Origin of the sequence: Secundilactobacillus collinoides DSM 20515 = JCM 1123 (assembly GCF_001435975.1) — a bacterium.
Lineage (GTDB): Bacteria > Bacillota > Bacilli > Lactobacillales > Lactobacillaceae > Secundilactobacillus > Secundilactobacillus collinoides.
Map to the genome: position 1 here is coordinate 32,231 of NZ_AYYR01000053.1, position 15,231 is coordinate 47,461.

The window sequence follows — 15,231 nt, forward strand, 5'->3', positions numbered from 1 at the left end:
CGAGTGACCGGATCTTTGAAAAATTAAAATAAAGCCGAGCCACTCGGTAGACTAACCCCTATACAGTTGGAGCTAATCAAACAAGAGTGACACAACAAAGTAAAACCCGATAACCACTGTGTTCGATATGCAACAACAATCCCGAATAAAATCAGCCTAAAAACCAAACAAAAAAAAGCCCAGCCTATTCAGCCAAGCTTCAAATCATGTCAGTCACTCGCTTACCGGCGTGCAAATGCCAGCACGATTGCGTTCACGCCAAATATAATCAGGTAGATTGCAATCATCCAAGTCATTGATATTGCAGCTACAACGGGGTTGACTAATAACAGGACTCCCAGCAGTAACGACAAAATATCCAAAATCAACGACACCCAGTAGTACCCGGTTCCAAACTGCCGCAGGTGACCAATCACCAGCAACCGTTCAATGGAATCCAGAATAAACCAGAAGGCAAACAGATACCCGATGGTCATAATGCCGCTGGTCGGTTTGATAATAAATAATAGCCCGATCAATAAATCGATAATGCCGATCACCAGCGCAAAGATGGCAACGTTACCCACAAGATCACGCAGTTTCGAAAAACCCGAAATCGTTGTTAACCCACTGATGATGGCTACAAAACCAAATACAATGGCTAGTGCAGTCACTCCGACATGCGGTTCAAACAAGAGTACCAGAGCTGCCAAGATAAACAGAATTCCAGTAATCAATTCATGCCAGTCAAAGCCCCATCTAGGACGCATACTAAACATGACACTCACCTCATTTTCTTTACCTATTCTGAATCCATCATACCGATTTAAAACTGTTAACACAAGCTATGGGATCAGCATTAAACTGAATTTTTAACAAAGCAACAATCACTTAAGATTTGCCGATTTTAATGTGTTTTCAATCAGGACTCGCAGTTCACGCAACGTTGCGTTTGGCTGCTGCTCAAGGCCAATCAAGTAAAAATTGCGGTGAAAGGCCGCCCCAATTTCCGTATACGGCACACCACTTGGGACTAGTGCCTCTGAAAAAATGGTTTTCCCAATGCCTGCCTGTAATAACCCCATGATGCTCTGATTGGTATCAACCACCAGACTGTGTGCGGGCGTGATGCCTTGCTGACGCAGGTAGGCATCCGTATAGTGCCGCACTCCTGAACCTGGTTCACGCAGTAACCAGAGATCTGCGTTCGGTTGCCCCGCCAAGACGAGTTGATCGCCCGGCAGCTCACTTTGACTGACGGTATCTGCTAGCATAGGTTTTTCAATTAACCCAAAGGCCAATTTATGGCTCACCACACCGTTTAACACAGCTTCTGAATTCATCGTCTGGACATCAAACTGGTAGTTGGTATGTGGTAATAATATGGCCATCAACGCAGGCATCACGGTCACGGCTGTTGTCTGAGAAAATCCGAGCGGTGCCGGCATTTGCGGGTGCTCACTCAACTGTTTGATTGCCATAAACGTTTGTTGCCATTCGTCATTGAGACGTTTATAGGCAAGATAAAGTTGATCTGCAGCCGGTGTCGGCTGTACTTGACGTCGGCCGTTCCTAACAAACAGCGTCATATCCAGTGAATGCTCCAGACGATTGATTTGCACGGAAACGCTGGGTTGGGAAATAAACAATTGTCGAGCAGCCACCGAAAAATTGCGCGTCTCATACACTGCCATAAATGCTTGCACATCTTTCTCCATCAACTCACTCCTTTCAATTAAAAATATTAATAGTTTTCATTATAAATCAGTATTTCATTAATGGCAAATAAGCCGGTATACTGATTGGGTGCTTAAAAGAGAGAAACGATAAGGGAGAGATGATTATGAAACCTGTTCGTGCCGTATTGCCGGGATTCAGCTTAAGTTTTTTAATTGCCATCATTAGTCAGTGGATCAACGCCGACTTCATCAAAGGCATCGGTGCCCCCACTGTTGCCCTGCTGATTGGCGTCTTGCTTGGAAATACGATTATCCGTCAACCTCTGTGGTATAGCGGAACAGCTTGGTCAGAGAAACGGTTATTGGAATATTCCGTGATGCTGCTGGGTGCCACCATTACATTTCAAACGATTCAACAATTAAAAGGCAGCGGGATCGTTTTTATCCTACTTCAGATGACCATTACCATTGTGTTTGCCCTATTACTAGGCAAACGACTGCACTTTTCGGAGGGCATGACCCTCATGATGGCTGGTGGTAACGCCGTTTGCGGCTCCTCAGCGATTGCCGCCATTGCGCCGACCATTGAAGCCAAGGACGATGACAAACGACTGGCCATCACCCTGGTTAATTTAATGGGAACGGTTCTCATGCTCACCCTGCCACTGATCAGCCTGCTGGCGTTCCACCACGATAACTTCCTTCGCGGTGCCCTCATCGGCGGCACCGTTCAGTCCGTTGGCCAAGTCATTGCTAGTGCCACCATGGTCAATCAAGAGACCACGACCTTTGCGACACTGTTTAAAATTCTACGGATCATCATGCTGATTGCTGTCGTCCTGATTTTCAGCCAAATTCACCGTCGCAACCAGCCTCAGGATCATCAAAAAATCAGTATCGCTGATAGTGCCAAGCGGGCGTTACCATGGTACGTTGTCGGTTTCGTTGCCCTGTGTGCACTTAACTCGTGGCTAACGTTTAACCCAATCATATCAGACGGCGCCCACCTGCTTAGCGGCTGGTGCGAGGTAACCGCATTAGCTGCCATCGGTCTGCGGTTAAACTTTGCCGCCTTTATCAAGGCCGGTCGTAAACTTGCGTACTTTGGCGGTGGGGTGCTGATTGTTCAGGTCGCCAGTGCGTTGATTCTAATTACGATACTGTTGTAGTCGGCTGCCATGATTTGTCAGCATTACTAAATGATTTTCATTCGCAAAAAGAGGTCCCATTGACAAAATGCCAAGTTGGCTTTGTCAACGGGACCCAATTTTGTAGAAATCGTGGTGCAACTCATTTAAATATCATATCGTTACTTGTCTATATCATGCGACCATCATACAAGACTCGCAAGCGACTAGTGTCCTTAAAGTATCAGGCACTACACATGGGAAACAGTTTTTCCAGCAGCCCGCGCCTTATCCCGTTCCAAAATGGGGCCAAGGTATTTCCCGGTATAACTGCCCTTTGCCGCGGCTATCTCCTCAGGCGTTCCAGTCGCGACCACTTGGCCGCCGCCATCACCGCCTTCAGGTCCAAGGTCGATCAGATGATCAGCCGTTTTGATAACGTCCAGGTTGTGTTCAATAATTAAGACCGTGTTACCGTTGTCCACTAGCCGATGCAAAACATCCAGCAGTCGCTTAATATCATCGACATGCAACCCAGTCGTTGGTTCATCCAAAATATAGAAGTTCTGGCCGTTAGCCTTCTTCTGTAATTCAGAAGCCAACTTCATCCGTTGAGCTTCCCCACCAGACAAGGTTGTGGCTGATTGTCCCAATGAGACATAACCCAAACCAACATCATGAATGGTCTGCAGCTTGCGGGTGATCTTTGGAATGGCACTGAAAAAGTCCAATGCTTGATCAACAGTCATATCAAGGACTTCAGCAATATTCTTCCCCTTATATTCCACTTCAAGGGTCTCAGAATTGTAGCGTTTACCATGACAAACCTCACAAGGCACATAAACATCAGGCAGGAAGTTCATCTCAATTTTTAGAATCCCGTCACCATGGCAGGCCTCACAACGACCACCCTTGATGTTGAAACTGAAACGGCCCTGTTGATAACCACGCAGTTTAGCCTCGCTCGTTTGCGCAAATAAGCCGCGAATGTCATTAAACACGCCGGTATAGGTTGCAGGGTTGCTACGTGGTGTCCGGCCAATTGGACTTTGATCAATATTGATGACCTTTTCAATGTTTTTAATACCGGAAACTGACTTGTATTTTCCGGGCTTTTCAGAATTATGATTAATTTTTTGGGCTAGAACCCGCTTCAAAATCGTGTTAACAAGCGTTGACTTGCCAGAACCAGAAACGCCGGTAACCACCACAAATTCGCCCAGAGGAAAATCAACGTCAATGTTCTTGAGGTTGTTTTCGGCAGCACCTTTAATCGTGATCTTCTTGCCGTTACCCTTGCTTCGCGTCGTCGGAACCGGAATAAACTTTTTGCCAGACAGGTATTGGCCGGTAAGTGATTTCTTGGTTCGGATCACCTGCTTAGGCGTTCCTGCCGCCATCACTTCACCACCATGTTCACCGGCACCGGGTCCAATATCAATCAAATAGTCGGCAGCTTTCATTGTATCTTCATCGTGTTCAACCACAATCAGCGTGTTCCCGAGATCACGCATTTTTTTCAATGAAGCAATCAACCGATCGTTATCGCGCTGATGCAACCCGATGGATGGTTCGTCTAAAATGTAGAGCACACCAGACAGATTTGACCCGATTTGCGTGGCCAACCTGATCCGTTGTGCTTCACCACCAGAAAGTGTCCTGGCGGCCCGACTCAAGGTCAAATAATCCAGACCAACATTCTCAAGGAAGGTCAACCGGTCACGAATCTCCTTCAGAATCGGTTTCGCAATCGTTTGATCCTGGTCACTGAATTTCAGCTGGTCAAAGAATGGCAGTTCATCACCAATCGCAAAGTTCGACACTTCGCCAATGTGTTTGCCGCCGATTTTAACTGCCAACGCCTTGCGGTTCAACCGGTAGCCGTGGCACGTTTGGCAGGTCAATTCACGGAAGTATTGCTGCATCTGACCCTGTGTAAAGTCAGAACCATTGTGGTAACGCCGGTCAACATTGTTAATAACGCCTTCAAATGCCGTATCCGTTTCCCGAACACCGCCAAAATCACTGTTCAGTTCAAAGTGCATCACTTTTGATGAGCCGTACAGCACAAAGTGTTGATCATCCTTTGATAGGTCTTTCCAAGGTGTGTCCATGTCGATATCGGCCTGGGCGCAAGCTTGAGCCAGCATGTCCGGATAGTATTTCGAGCTGGTTGGGTTCCAGGGCGCAATTGCACCTTCACTCAGTGTCTTCGTGTCGTCTGGCACAATCAAATCAGGATCTATTTCAAGCTTCATACCCAAACCATCACAGTCAGGACAGGCGCCAAACGGTGCGTTGAATGAGAATAAGCGCGGTTCCAATTCGCCAACGGTAAAACCGCAAACTGGGCAAGCATAGTGTTCTGAAAACAGGATTGGTTCGCCGTCAATCAAATCAGCAACGGCATATCCGCCGCTCAACCGCAAGGCCGCTTCAAAAGAATCAAACAGACGTGACCGAATGCCATCTTTAACAACGATCCGGTCCACAACGATATCGATAGAGTGCATCTGATTCTTGTTTAAATCTATTTCTTCGTCAACATCATGAACTTCACCATCGATGCGAACCCGAACAAAACCTTCGCGCTTAATTTTATCGAAGACTTTCTTGTGCTGACCCTTTTTCTCACGCACAATTGGCGACAAGATCTGCAGCTTCGTGCGTTCCGGTAGTGATAAAACTTTATCAACCATCTGTTCAACACTCTGACTGGTGATCTCCGTCCCGTCATTGGGACAGATTGGCGTGCCGACCCGTGCCCACAGCAGCCGCAAGTAATCGTTGATTTCAGTAACGGTTCCCACAGTTGACCGCGGGTTCTTGGAGGTCGTTTTTTGATCAATGGAAATCGCTGGTGAGAGCCCTTCGATCGAGTCCACATCCGGTTTATCCATTTGACCCAAAAATTGCCGTGCATAGGCAGAAAGACTCTGCACGTAACGGCGTTGGCCTTCCGCGTAAAGGGTATCAAAGGCTAGGGAGCTCTTCCCTGACCCTGATAGACCGGTCACAACGACCAGTTTGTTTTTTGGAATCTTAACATCAATATTTTTTAAGTTGTGCGCTCGGGCACCATGGATATCAATATAATCGTTTGCCAAGAACGAATCCTCCTTCGGTATCAGCAATTGCCGCGGGTCTGCCGCTAAGCGTCCATTTCTGCTTTCAGTTCAAGTACGGTATCACGCAGTGTGGCAGCGTGTTCGAAATCCAGCTTCTTGGCTGCTGCCCGCATTTCGTCTTCCAATCGGGCAACCATGGCCGTTTGATCTTTTTTACTCATGGCCTCAAAGTCGCTTTCGACAAAGTCGTCCTTTTCACCGCTGTGCTCATCGGTTTTCGTCACACTGATCAGGTCACGAATTTCCTTCTTGATGGTCGTTGGTGTGATGCCGTGTTCCTTATTATATTTATCTTGAATTTCACGACGACGGGCCGTTTCATCCATTGCCTTTTGCATGGAATCCGTTACCGAATCGGCATACATAATAACCGACCCGTGCACGTTACGGGCCGCCCGTCCCATAGTTTGAATCAAGGACCGTTCGTTACGCAAGAAGCCTTCCTTATCGGCATCCAAGATGGCAACTAACGAGACTTCCGGAACGTCGATACCCTCACGTAACAGGTTAATGCCGACCAGCACATCGTACTTGCCTAACCGGAGATCTCGCAAAATCTGCGTTCGTTCCAGCGTCTTGATATCACTATGCAGGTACGCGACTTTGATACCGAGGTCCTTAAGGTAGTCGGTCAGATCTTCCGCCATCTTCTTCGTCAACGTCGTGACAAACGTCCGCTCGTCGGCATCGATACGCTTATTAATTTCACCAACCAAATCGTCCATTTGTCCCATGATAGGCCGAACCTCAACGGTGGGATCCAGCAGTCCAGTTGGCCGAATAATTTGTTCGATGACATCCTTCGTCTGGGCCATTTCATAGTCCCCGGGTGTTGCTGACATGTAAATCACTTGGTTAACGTGCTTCTCGAATTCATTTAGTTGTAACGGCCGGTTATCCAACGCGCTGGGAAGCCGGAAACCGTAGTCAACCAGCTGTTGTTTCCGTGACCGGTCACCCTTATACATACCGCGCACTTGCGGCATCGTCACGTGCGATTCGTCCACGATCAGCAAGAAGTCCTTTGGAAAGAAATCTAGAAGCGTATAGGGCGGTTCACCGGGTTTTCGACCATCCATAAACCGTGAATAGTTTTCGATACCGTTGGTGTACCCCATCTCCCGCAGCATTTCAATGTCGTAAGTCGTCCGCTGCTTGAGCCGCTGAGCTTCCAGTAATTTACCTTCACCCTCCAGTTCGGCAAGACGCGACTTCAGTTCATCCGCAATACCATCAATGGCGTGTGACATAATATCATCATTGGTCATAAAGTGGGTCGCCGGAAAAATGGCCACGTGGTCACGGTCACCGATAATTTCACCAGTCAACGCGTCTACTTCACGGATCCGGTCAATTTCATCACCAAAGAACTCAACGCGTAAGGCGCGTTCATCACGAGACGCCGGGAAGATCTCCACAACGTCGCCGTGTACCCGGAACCGGCCCCGTTGAAAGTCGATGTCGTTGCGCTCAAATTGAATATCCACTAGTTTGCGCATAAGATCATTACGTTCCATTTCTTGACCCACGCGTAACGAAACGGTGTGGTTTTTATATTCGCTAGGATCCCCCAAACCAAAGATGGAAGAGACGGATGCCACTACGATCACATCGTTTCGTTCCAACAAAGAACTCGTAGCCGAGTGCCGCAATTTATCAATTTCATCGTTCACCGATGAATCTTTTTCAATGTAGGTGTCACTTGACGGCACGTACGCTTCTGGTTGGTAGTAATCGTAGTAACTCACGAAATACTCCACCGCGTTATTCGGGAAGAATTCCTTAAATTCACCATACAGTTGGCCAACCAGCGTTTTGTTGTGTGACAGAATCAGGGTCGGTTTATTGACATTTTTAATCACGTTTGAGATTGTAAAGGTCTTCCCGGTCCCAGTAGCCCCCAGCAAAATCTGGGCTTTCTTGCCAGCCTCAACACCCTTGGTCAATTTTTCAATGGCTTGCGGCTGATCACCAGTCGGCTGGTATTTTGACACCAGGTCAAACTTTCGATCTTCTTGACGTTCGATCATATCCTAAATCCCCCTTTTTTAAACACTCAAAAAGTAGGAAAGCAACTGCCTCCCTACGCAATGCTTGTCTATTCTAACACACCGAACATAGTTTCGCCACCAAGGACATTTACGATAATTGCCGCTGGTAAACGACCACGTCAACACTGCTCCCAGCCAACGGCGCTTTAGTTTCTGAAACGGTCTCAAATTTTAATCCTTCATAAAATTTTTGACCAGATTTATCACGTTTTGGCAAAATTAACTGAACGGTTTGCGCAGCAAGTTGCCGCAAAGTTTCCAAAACCTGATTGAGCAAGTCTGTCTTCTGCGCGTCTGTCAACACTGCTTCATCCGTCAAATACTGCCCGACCCACACGATTTTGGGTCCTGGATAATCAATGGTCAAATCCAAGCTCGCAATCAGTGTATCACCGTCAAAAAAACCAAGGTAGTGTTTTTGTTCCTGCTTTGCTTGGGTCGCCACGTTGTCCAAATCAGCAACGGCCTCTTTTTGAGTCAAATGATGATCCATGAACAAACTAAAGAACGCTTGATTTGCCTTTTGAAGTGCGTATATTTGGTCATCGTCTTCGTGGGTCAAAACGCGAACTTGATAAGCCACCTGCTGATTTAATGATGTTGCTAACTGAGATGCCATTAGAATACCTCGTTTCACTTTTCTTTATCTTCATATTATAGTGCCCGAACAGGTGGTGAGCAAACAATCAATGTTCTGCACTGATTAACTGTCACTACTGAACGACCGAATAACGCTAGTGTAATGTGGGTGTCAGTCAACGAAACCAGCTCCCGAATGCGCAAAAAACCAAATAAAGGGTCTGTTGTTAGATAGCGGAGCGCCCTCAATAACGACACGGCCCAAAGTCACTGAAGAAAATGACCTGTATCAGGACAAAAAAAGTCCACACCTCACCCGGTGTGGACTTATCTTTTTTATGCTTTAACACCTGTGTCGCTGAGTGATTCAATGTACTTGAACACTTGTTGTCCCGCAACACCGCCATCGCCAACAGCGGTAGTAATTTGACGAAGATCCTTGGCGCGGACATCGCCGATGGCGAAGATTCCGGGAACCTTAGTTTCCATCTTGTCGTTGGTTGCGATCCAGCCATCTGCGTCAGTAACACCTAAGCTGGCAATTTCTTCCGTCTTAGGCAGAATACCAACATAGATGAAGACGCCACTGGCATCGATAACTGTTTCTTCATTTGTTTGGTTGTTGACCACCTTAACACCGGTGACTTTTTGATCATCACCTAACACTTCGGTGACGTTGCTGTTCCAAACAAAGTTCATTTTGTCATTAGCAAAGGCCCGATCTTGAATGATCTTTTGAGCCCGTAATTGGTCGCGCCGATGAATAACGGTCACTTTTGAAGCCAGCTGGGTCAAATAAAGGCCCTCTTCAATGGCGGAATCACCACCGCCGACCACGATGACTTCGCGGTTCTTAAAGAACGCACCATCGCAGACTGCACAGTAGGACACACCCCGGCCACCGTATTCTTCTTCGCCGGGTACACCGAGTTTCCGGTATTCAGACCCCATAGCGAGCACAACTGCCTTAGCCTCATAGGTCTCAGTGTCGGTCGTGACGACCTTAACGGCGCCCTTGTCTTCAATACCCTGAACGTTGCCGTAAGCATATTCAGCACCAAATTGCGTGGCACCATCGTACATATCCTTAGCTAAATCTGGGCCAAGAACTGATGAAAACCCAGGGTAGTTTTCGATAGCGGCCGTGTTGTTCATTTGGCCGCCATAGATCCCACGGTCGAGTAAAAGCACTGACAAGTTAGCCCGGGATGCATAGAGAGCACTCGTCATGCCGCCAGGGCCAGCCCCAACAACGATCACATCATACTGTTTTGCCATACGTTTTCCTTCTCTCTTAGCCAACGATACGAGCTGGCAAATAAAATCTTTGACTAACTTACTATAAATCAGTAAAAATGTCTAGTAGTTTGTTTCTATCACTAAAATTCAGAACGCCCTTCACGTTGCATCAGGTCGGAGATGGCTTGACGAATCTCCTTACCTTCATACAGGACTTGGTAGATGGCCTCGGTGATCGGCATATCAACGCCGCGTTGTTTAGCTAATTCATACGCCGCCTTTGTCGTGGCAACCCCTTCAATGACCATGCCCATGTTTTTGATAACTTCGTCTAGGGACTTGCCCTTACCAAGTTGATCGCCAGCGCGCCAGTTTCGTGAGTTAGAGCTGGTCCCAGTAACGATAATGTCACCGACACCGGCGAGGCCCATAAAGGTTTGCGGGTTGGCACCAAAAGAACCGCCTAACCGGGATACTTCAGCTAATCCCCGCGTCATCAACGCAGCCTTAGCGTTGTCGCCGTAGCCCAGCCCGTGTAAAGCACCGGTACCTAACGCAATGATGTTCTTCAACGCCGCCGCAATTTCCACGCCAATCACATCACTGTTCGTGTAGACCCGGAAATAGTGATTCATGAATAGGTTCTGTACGTGTTTAGCAGCGTCTAAGTCGGTGCTGGCAGCTGTAATCAACGTGATATCCCGTTTTGCAACGTCCTCCGCATGACTCGGTCCAGAAAGCACCGTGATCGAACTGCGGTTTTCGGCCGGGATTTCTTCTGCTAAAATTTCGGAAACCCGTTTGTAGGTGTCCTGTTCGATTCCCTTGCTGGCATGAATCAATGCTGGCTTAGCATGTGTTTCTGCTAAAACGGCCTTCACTTGGCCTGCAACAGAACGAACCGCCTTAGTTGGGACGACAAACAGGATCGTGGTTGCATCAGTCAATGCTTCTTTAAGATCCGCGTAAGCAATCAAAGTTTCGGAATAGGTAAAGTCTTTAATGTAGTGGGTGTTGGTGTGCTTGGTGTTGAGTTCTTCAACCTGCTTTGGGTTGTACGACCACAGAGAAACCTGGTTGCCGTTTTCATCGAGTAAGTTTGCTAAAATACTGCCCCAAGACCCCGCACCTAAAACTGCAATTTTTTCAGACATAGTGATTACTCCTTATTTTTTTGCCACTTGGGCTTTTTTGCGAAATGGATTACCGTCAAGATACATGGGCACTTGATTGCCCAACCGTCGCCGGTAAATGATAATAACGATGGCACCAATAAACAAAATGACTGATAACAACTGCGACACTCGAATGTTGCCAAACAGCATGAGACTATCTGTCCGCATGCCTTCAGTGAAGAACCGGCCAAACGAGTACCACATCACGTAGCCCAAGAAGACTTCACCCTGCTTGAACCACCCTTTTTGATGCCGCAGAGACATCAGGAAGATGAATCCTAAAATGTCCCATACTGATTCATATAAATATGTGGGCTGGCGGTATGCGCCGCTGATGAACATTTGGGAGATCAACCAATGAGGTAAATGCAACCCTTGCAAGAAACTCAAACTGGTCACTTGACCAAAGGCTTCCTGATTCATAAAGTTGCCCCAGCGGCCGATTCCTTGCGCCATAATGACGGTCGGTGCAGCCACATCCAACATCAGCCAAACCGGGATAAACCGCGATCGACAGAAGAAGTAGACCACCAGACCTGCCCCGATCAACGACCCGTAAACGGCTATTCCGCCGTCCCAGACCGCAATTATTTCGTTCAAATGCTGTGAGTAATAGGACCACTCAAAGCCGACGTAGTAAAGCCGCGCCGCGATGATCGAAGCGGGCAGTGCCCACAGGATCATGTCATAAATATCGTCGGGATCGATGCCCCGACGTCTTCCTTCACGCACAGCCAGGGTGACTGCGATCACAACCGCACTCGCGATGAAAATGCCGTACCAATGCACCTGAATGGGGCCTAAATGAAAGGCGATTGGATTAAGTGCAGCTAACATTCCCCTCAAGGTTCCACCCCTCACTTGTTATTTTTTGAATTTTGTTTGATTAACCGGTTCAGATTATCATCAAACACCTTCGTCGCATCGTAACCCATGGAACGGGCTCTAAAGTTCATGGATGCAGCTTCAATGATGATGGCAAGGTTCCGCCCAGTTTTAACGGGAACGGAAATTTTTGGCACGATGACGTCAAAAATCTTCTGAGTCTCATCACCGTTGCCCAACCGATCGAACCGCTTTTCGGGAGACCAGGACTCCAGGTGCACAATGAGGTCAATATCGGTCTCACTGCGGACCGCGCCGGCACCAAATAGATTCATCACATCAATAATTCCGATGCCGCGAATTTCCAACAGGTGCGCTAAAATTGCGGGTGCTTGACCCACTAACGTCTGTTCATCTTGCTGGTAAACTTCGACCCGGTCATCGGCAATCAACCGGTGGCCCCGTTTAACGAGTTCCAACGCAGTTTCACTTTTGCCGACACCTGAGTCGCCGGTAATTAAAACGCCGACCCCGTAAATATCCACCAGAACCCCATGCAGGGACTGGCGTTCGGCCAATTGGCCTTCAAGGTAGTTGGTCATGTTGCTCAGAACACGAGAAGTCGTCATTTTCGTCCCCAGCACCGGAATCTTAGCTTCCTGGGCTGCTTGCAGCAACTCTTCCGGCGGTTCAAGCTGCGTCGAAATCACAAACGCCGGTGTCTCTGGTTGACACATCTGACGCATGACCTGTAATAATGTTTCACTTGTCATGCCCTTCGCAAAGGACGTTTCCGTAATCCCGAGTAACTGGACCCGTTTGGCTGGATAATAGTTAAAATACCCCGTTAGTTCCAGGCCGGGCCGTGAAATGTCGCTGGTAGTTATCTTGCGGTCGGCCAGCAAATTCTCGCCGTACAGCACGTCCAGCCGAATGTTGTCGACCAGATCAGCAACCGTCACGCTATCTGCCATTTGAATCCCTCCTTGTCACACTATTGAGTCTAGTTTATCACTTATAACCCCTTTTATGATAGCTCTTACATTAATCACTTGACCGGCCGCCAAAGTAACTGGAGATAATGGCGTTACAGAGCGACATGATGACCGCGATCAGCATTGACATGCCAAACGAGGAAAAGTGAAAATTACTGCCGACAAAAAAAGCGGTCAGCTGTAAGAGAAAGCCATTAATCACAATACTGAACAGCCCAAGGGTCACAATATTGATTGGCAGTGACAACAGGATCAAAAATGGTTTGACCGCTGCGTTCAGTATCGCCAAAACGACGCTTGCCAGCAACGCCACCCAGATACTGGCAACGTAAAAACTACTGTGAAAGAAGCCGGCTAAGGCGACAAATAAAACAGCGTTCACGAGTATACGTACCCAAAATTTCATCTACCACCACTCATCTTTCATCAGAATCTTCTTCAGATACATCGTGAAGTGTCTTGCGCGGTTGTTTACCAGAACCGCCGCCAAAACCGCTGAACGGGTTATGGGGCTGGTTCGAACCATGATGATCCGTGTCGCGGGGAATCAGGGTCATCAACAGCAGGTACACCAGTAACCCAAACAAAATATGTCCAGGGTAAATCGTTAGAATGACAAAAACCACCCGTAAAATGGTTGCACTAAAACCGAAGTACTCAGCGATCCCGCCAAGCACCCCGCTGATAATTTTATTGGACGACCGTGTTAAACGTCGACGTTGACTCATTTGTCCACCTCATTTCTAAAATGGGTCATACAGAAACTTTCTGTTACCAGAATAGAGAAAAAAAGGGCTGAAATCAAGCTTCCAACCCCGATGAATGATTTAATTTTTGGTAATAATTTGCTGCCATGACTGTTTACTGACAAAACTGTTAATCAGTCTAGGCAAACTTGGTTCATTGTTGTTAACAATGTTCAGGCGTCCACGTTGTTGTGGATGGCAATTCGACTCGCCAAATAATCGGTTCAGGGTCTTGTCAAAAGTCTTGTCACCGGTTTAATCGTTATTTTGCATCAACTTCAATTCAACAATCTGACCCGTCTTAAGGTAGACGATCCATTCGCCAACGTTGATCATGTAGTCGGCAATCCGTAACAAATCCGCTGCCACAGCGCTATACTTCATTGCTGCAAGAATCACATTGCTATCGGCCTGTGCCTGATTATAGACCTCGCGCAATAGCCGCTCGTTAATGGCTGCAAGCTGGTTGTTGATTGCCACTAGATCACGGGCAGCTTGTTCATCCTTATTGACATAGGCTTGAATGGCCTGTTTCACAATTTCCGTGGTCTGCTCGCCCATGGTTGCCAGTTGGCTCTCCACTTCTGGGGACCGGTGCTGGCCCTTCACTTCAATGGTTGCGTGGGCAATATTACGGGCGTGGTCGCCAGCGCGTTCCAGATCTGACACAGCCTTTAATATTGTGACTACTTCCCGCAGATCAGTCGTCACTGGCTGGTACAGCGCAATCATTTCAAAGGATTTTGATTCCAAGTCAATCTCTCGGTCGTTAATCTGGTGATCCTCAGCAATAATTTGCTGGGCCGCTTCCCGGTCGTGGTTGATAAAGGCCGCCACGGCTTTTTGAACCGTGTGGCTAACCAGGACCCCCATTTCGGTAAAGCCATTATCCAGCTCATCTAATTCATCATCAAAAAGTCGTCGCATATCGTATGCCTCCTCCGCTAGCCGAATCGGCCGCTAATATAATCCTCGGTTGCCTTCTTGGCTGGGTTCATAAAGATTCGCTTTGTGTCGTCAGCTTCCACCACTTCCCCGTTCATGAAAAAAACGGTTCTGTCAGCAATACGAGATGCCTGCTGGAGGTTGTGGGTCACGGTAATAATCGTGTAGTTGGTTCTTAATTTTAGCAAAGTTGCTTCGATTTGACTACTGGAAATTGGGTCAAGGGCGCTTGTTGGCTCATCTAACAAAATAATTTCCGGTGACACGGCAAGCACCCGGGCAATGCAGACCCGCTGTTGCTGGCCGCCAGATAACGACAGCGCACTCTCATGCAGGTGATCCTTGACCTCGTCCCAAACCGCTGCTTCCTGCAAACTCGTTTCGACAATCTGATCCATTTCTTCCTTGCTGGTTTTACCGGCAATTTTTACACCGAACGCCACGTTGTCATAAATTGAAAACGGGAATGGGTTGGGTTGCTGGAACACCATGCCGATCTGTTTGCGTAAATTTACCATGTCGGTTTGGGGCGCATAAATGTCCTGACCCTTAAAGGTGACTTTACCCGTAATCGTCACGTTTGGAATCAAATCATTCATCCGGTTCAGCGTCCGCAAATAAGTGGATTTGCTTGAGCCTGAAGGGCCGATCAGGGCTGTAATCCCCTTTGCTGGAAAATCCAAAGTAATACCCTTCAAGGCTTCATTGTTACCATAATAGACGTGCAGACCCTGAGTTGAAATTAATGCTGTCACTTGTGTAG

At 47.6% G+C, this 15,231-nt stretch carries 14 protein-coding genes; 1 reads left to right on the forward strand and 13 read right to left on the reverse strand.

Annotation, left to right across the window (positions count from 1 at the left end; genetic code table 11):
* Positions 1-221 precede the first annotated feature (221 nt).
* Together FC82_RS08970 and FC82_RS08975 are read right to left on the reverse strand one after the other, a co-directional pair.
* Positions 222-758 carry an HdeD family acid-resistance protein gene (locus tag FC82_RS08970; protein WP_054761153.1) on the reverse strand — a complete coding sequence of 179 codons (537 nt, stop codon included), beginning with the start codon at positions 756-758 and terminating at the stop codon, positions 222-224.
* A 108-nt stretch (positions 759-866) separates the two neighbouring features.
* The gene (locus FC82_RS08975) at positions 867-1,697 is read right to left on the reverse strand and encodes a LysR family transcriptional regulator (RefSeq protein ID WP_054761151.1); all 831 of its coding nucleotides are present in this window, start codon (positions 1,695-1,697) and stop codon (positions 867-869) included.
* A gap of 119 nt (positions 1,698-1,816) precedes the next feature.
* Between FC82_RS08975 and FC82_RS08980 the strand changes: the two genes are divergently transcribed.
* Positions 1,817-2,827, forward strand: a complete 1,011-nt coding sequence (locus tag FC82_RS08980; protein WP_420806430.1) for a YeiH family protein — start codon at positions 1,817-1,819, stop codon at positions 2,825-2,827.
* Positions 2,828-3,036: 209 nt separating this feature from the next.
* On the opposite strand, the gene uvrA is transcribed toward FC82_RS08980, so the two are convergent.
* The 11 genes from uvrA to pstB all read right to left on the reverse strand — a co-directional run bounded on the left by uvrA (position 3,037) and on the right by pstB (position 15,223).
* The gene (gene uvrA, locus FC82_RS08985; RefSeq protein WP_056996803.1) at positions 3,037-5,892 is read right to left on the reverse strand and encodes an excinuclease ABC subunit UvrA; all 2,856 of its coding nucleotides are present in this window, start codon (positions 5,890-5,892) and stop codon (positions 3,037-3,039) included.
* A gap of 44 nt (positions 5,893-5,936) precedes the next feature.
* Positions 5,937-7,943: an excinuclease ABC subunit UvrB gene (uvrB, locus tag FC82_RS08990; protein ID WP_056996804.1), complete on the reverse strand. Its 2,007-nt coding sequence runs from the start codon at positions 7,941-7,943 to the stop codon at positions 5,937-5,939.
* Between the two features lie 109 nt (positions 7,944-8,052).
* Positions 8,053-8,583, reverse strand: coding sequence for an N-acetyltransferase (locus tag FC82_RS08995; protein ID WP_054761149.1), 531 nt, complete (start codon positions 8,581-8,583; stop codon positions 8,053-8,055).
* 296 nt (positions 8,584-8,879) lie between these two features.
* Positions 8,880-9,821, reverse strand: a complete 942-nt coding sequence (gene trxB / locus FC82_RS09000) for a thioredoxin-disulfide reductase (RefSeq protein WP_054761147.1) — start codon at positions 9,819-9,821, stop codon at positions 8,880-8,882.
* Between the two features lie 101 nt (positions 9,822-9,922).
* Positions 9,923-10,936 carry an NAD(P)H-dependent glycerol-3-phosphate dehydrogenase gene (locus FC82_RS09005; RefSeq protein ID WP_056996805.1) on the reverse strand — a complete coding sequence of 338 codons (1,014 nt, stop codon included), beginning with the start codon at positions 10,934-10,936 and terminating at the stop codon, positions 9,923-9,925.
* 12 nt (positions 10,937-10,948) lie between these two features.
* Entirely contained in the window at positions 10,949-11,794 is an 846-nt protein-coding gene (gene lgt / locus FC82_RS09010; RefSeq protein ID WP_056996806.1) for a prolipoprotein diacylglyceryl transferase, read from the reverse strand.
* A gap of 20 nt (positions 11,795-11,814) precedes the next feature.
* A complete protein-coding gene (hprK, locus tag FC82_RS09015) occupies positions 11,815-12,756 on the reverse strand; it encodes an HPr(Ser) kinase/phosphatase (RefSeq protein ID WP_056996807.1) in 942 nt (313 codons plus the stop codon).
* 70 nt (positions 12,757-12,826) lie between these two features.
* Entirely contained in the window at positions 12,827-13,183 is a 357-nt protein-coding gene (locus tag FC82_RS09020; protein WP_054761140.1) for a phage holin family protein, read from the reverse strand.
* A gap of 10 nt (positions 13,184-13,193) precedes the next feature.
* Positions 13,194-13,505, reverse strand: coding sequence for a PspC domain-containing protein (locus tag FC82_RS16505; RefSeq protein ID WP_082620279.1), 312 nt, complete (start codon positions 13,503-13,505; stop codon positions 13,194-13,196).
* Positions 13,506-13,778: 273 nt separating this feature from the next.
* The gene (gene phoU, locus FC82_RS09030) at positions 13,779-14,450 is read right to left on the reverse strand and encodes a phosphate signaling complex protein PhoU (RefSeq protein ID WP_054761138.1); all 672 of its coding nucleotides are present in this window, start codon (positions 14,448-14,450) and stop codon (positions 13,779-13,781) included.
* Positions 14,451-14,467: 17 nt separating this feature from the next.
* Positions 14,468-15,223, reverse strand: a complete 756-nt coding sequence (pstB, locus tag FC82_RS09035; protein ID WP_054761136.1) for a phosphate ABC transporter ATP-binding protein PstB — start codon at positions 15,221-15,223, stop codon at positions 14,468-14,470.
* Positions 15,224-15,231 lie beyond the last annotated feature (8 nt).

Bases quoted from the DNA above. Each gene is read 5' to 3' on its own strand.
- FC82_RS08970 (WP_054761153.1), bottom strand. From the start codon at position 758: ATGTTTAGTATGCGTCCTAGATGGGGCTTTGACTGGCATGAATTGATT.
- FC82_RS08975 (WP_054761151.1), bottom strand. From the start codon at position 1,697: ATGGAGAAAGATGTGCAAGCATTTATGGCAGTGTATGAGACGCGCAAT.
- FC82_RS08980 (WP_420806430.1), top strand. From the start codon at position 1,817: ATGATTATGAAACCTGTTCGTGCCGTATTGCCGGGATTCAGCTTAAGT.
- uvrB (WP_056996804.1), bottom strand. From the start codon at position 7,943: ATGATCGAACGTCAAGAAGATCGAAAGTTTGACCTGGTGTCAAAATAC.
- FC82_RS08995 (WP_054761149.1), bottom strand. From the start codon at position 8,583: ATGGCATCTCAGTTAGCAACATCATTAAATCAGCAGGTGGCTTATCAA.
- trxB (WP_054761147.1), bottom strand. From the start codon at position 9,821: ATGGCAAAACAGTATGATGTGATCGTTGTTGGGGCTGGCCCTGGCGGC.
- FC82_RS09005 (WP_056996805.1), bottom strand. From the start codon at position 10,936: ATGTCTGAAAAAATTGCAGTTTTAGGTGCGGGGTCTTGGGGCAGTATT.
- lgt (WP_056996806.1), bottom strand. From the start codon at position 11,794: ATGTTAGCTGCACTTAATCCAATCGCCTTTCATTTAGGCCCCATTCAG.
- hprK (WP_056996807.1), bottom strand. From the start codon at position 12,756: ATGGCAGATAGCGTGACGGTTGCTGATCTGGTCGACAACATTCGGCTG.
- FC82_RS09020 (WP_054761140.1), bottom strand. From the start codon at position 13,183: ATGAAATTTTGGGTACGTATACTCGTGAACGCTGTTTTATTTGTCGCC.
- FC82_RS16505 (WP_082620279.1), bottom strand. From the start codon at position 13,505: ATGAGTCAACGTCGACGTTTAACACGGTCGTCCAATAAAATTATCAGC.
- phoU (WP_054761138.1), bottom strand. From the start codon at position 14,450: ATGCGACGACTTTTTGATGATGAATTAGATGAGCTGGATAATGGCTTT.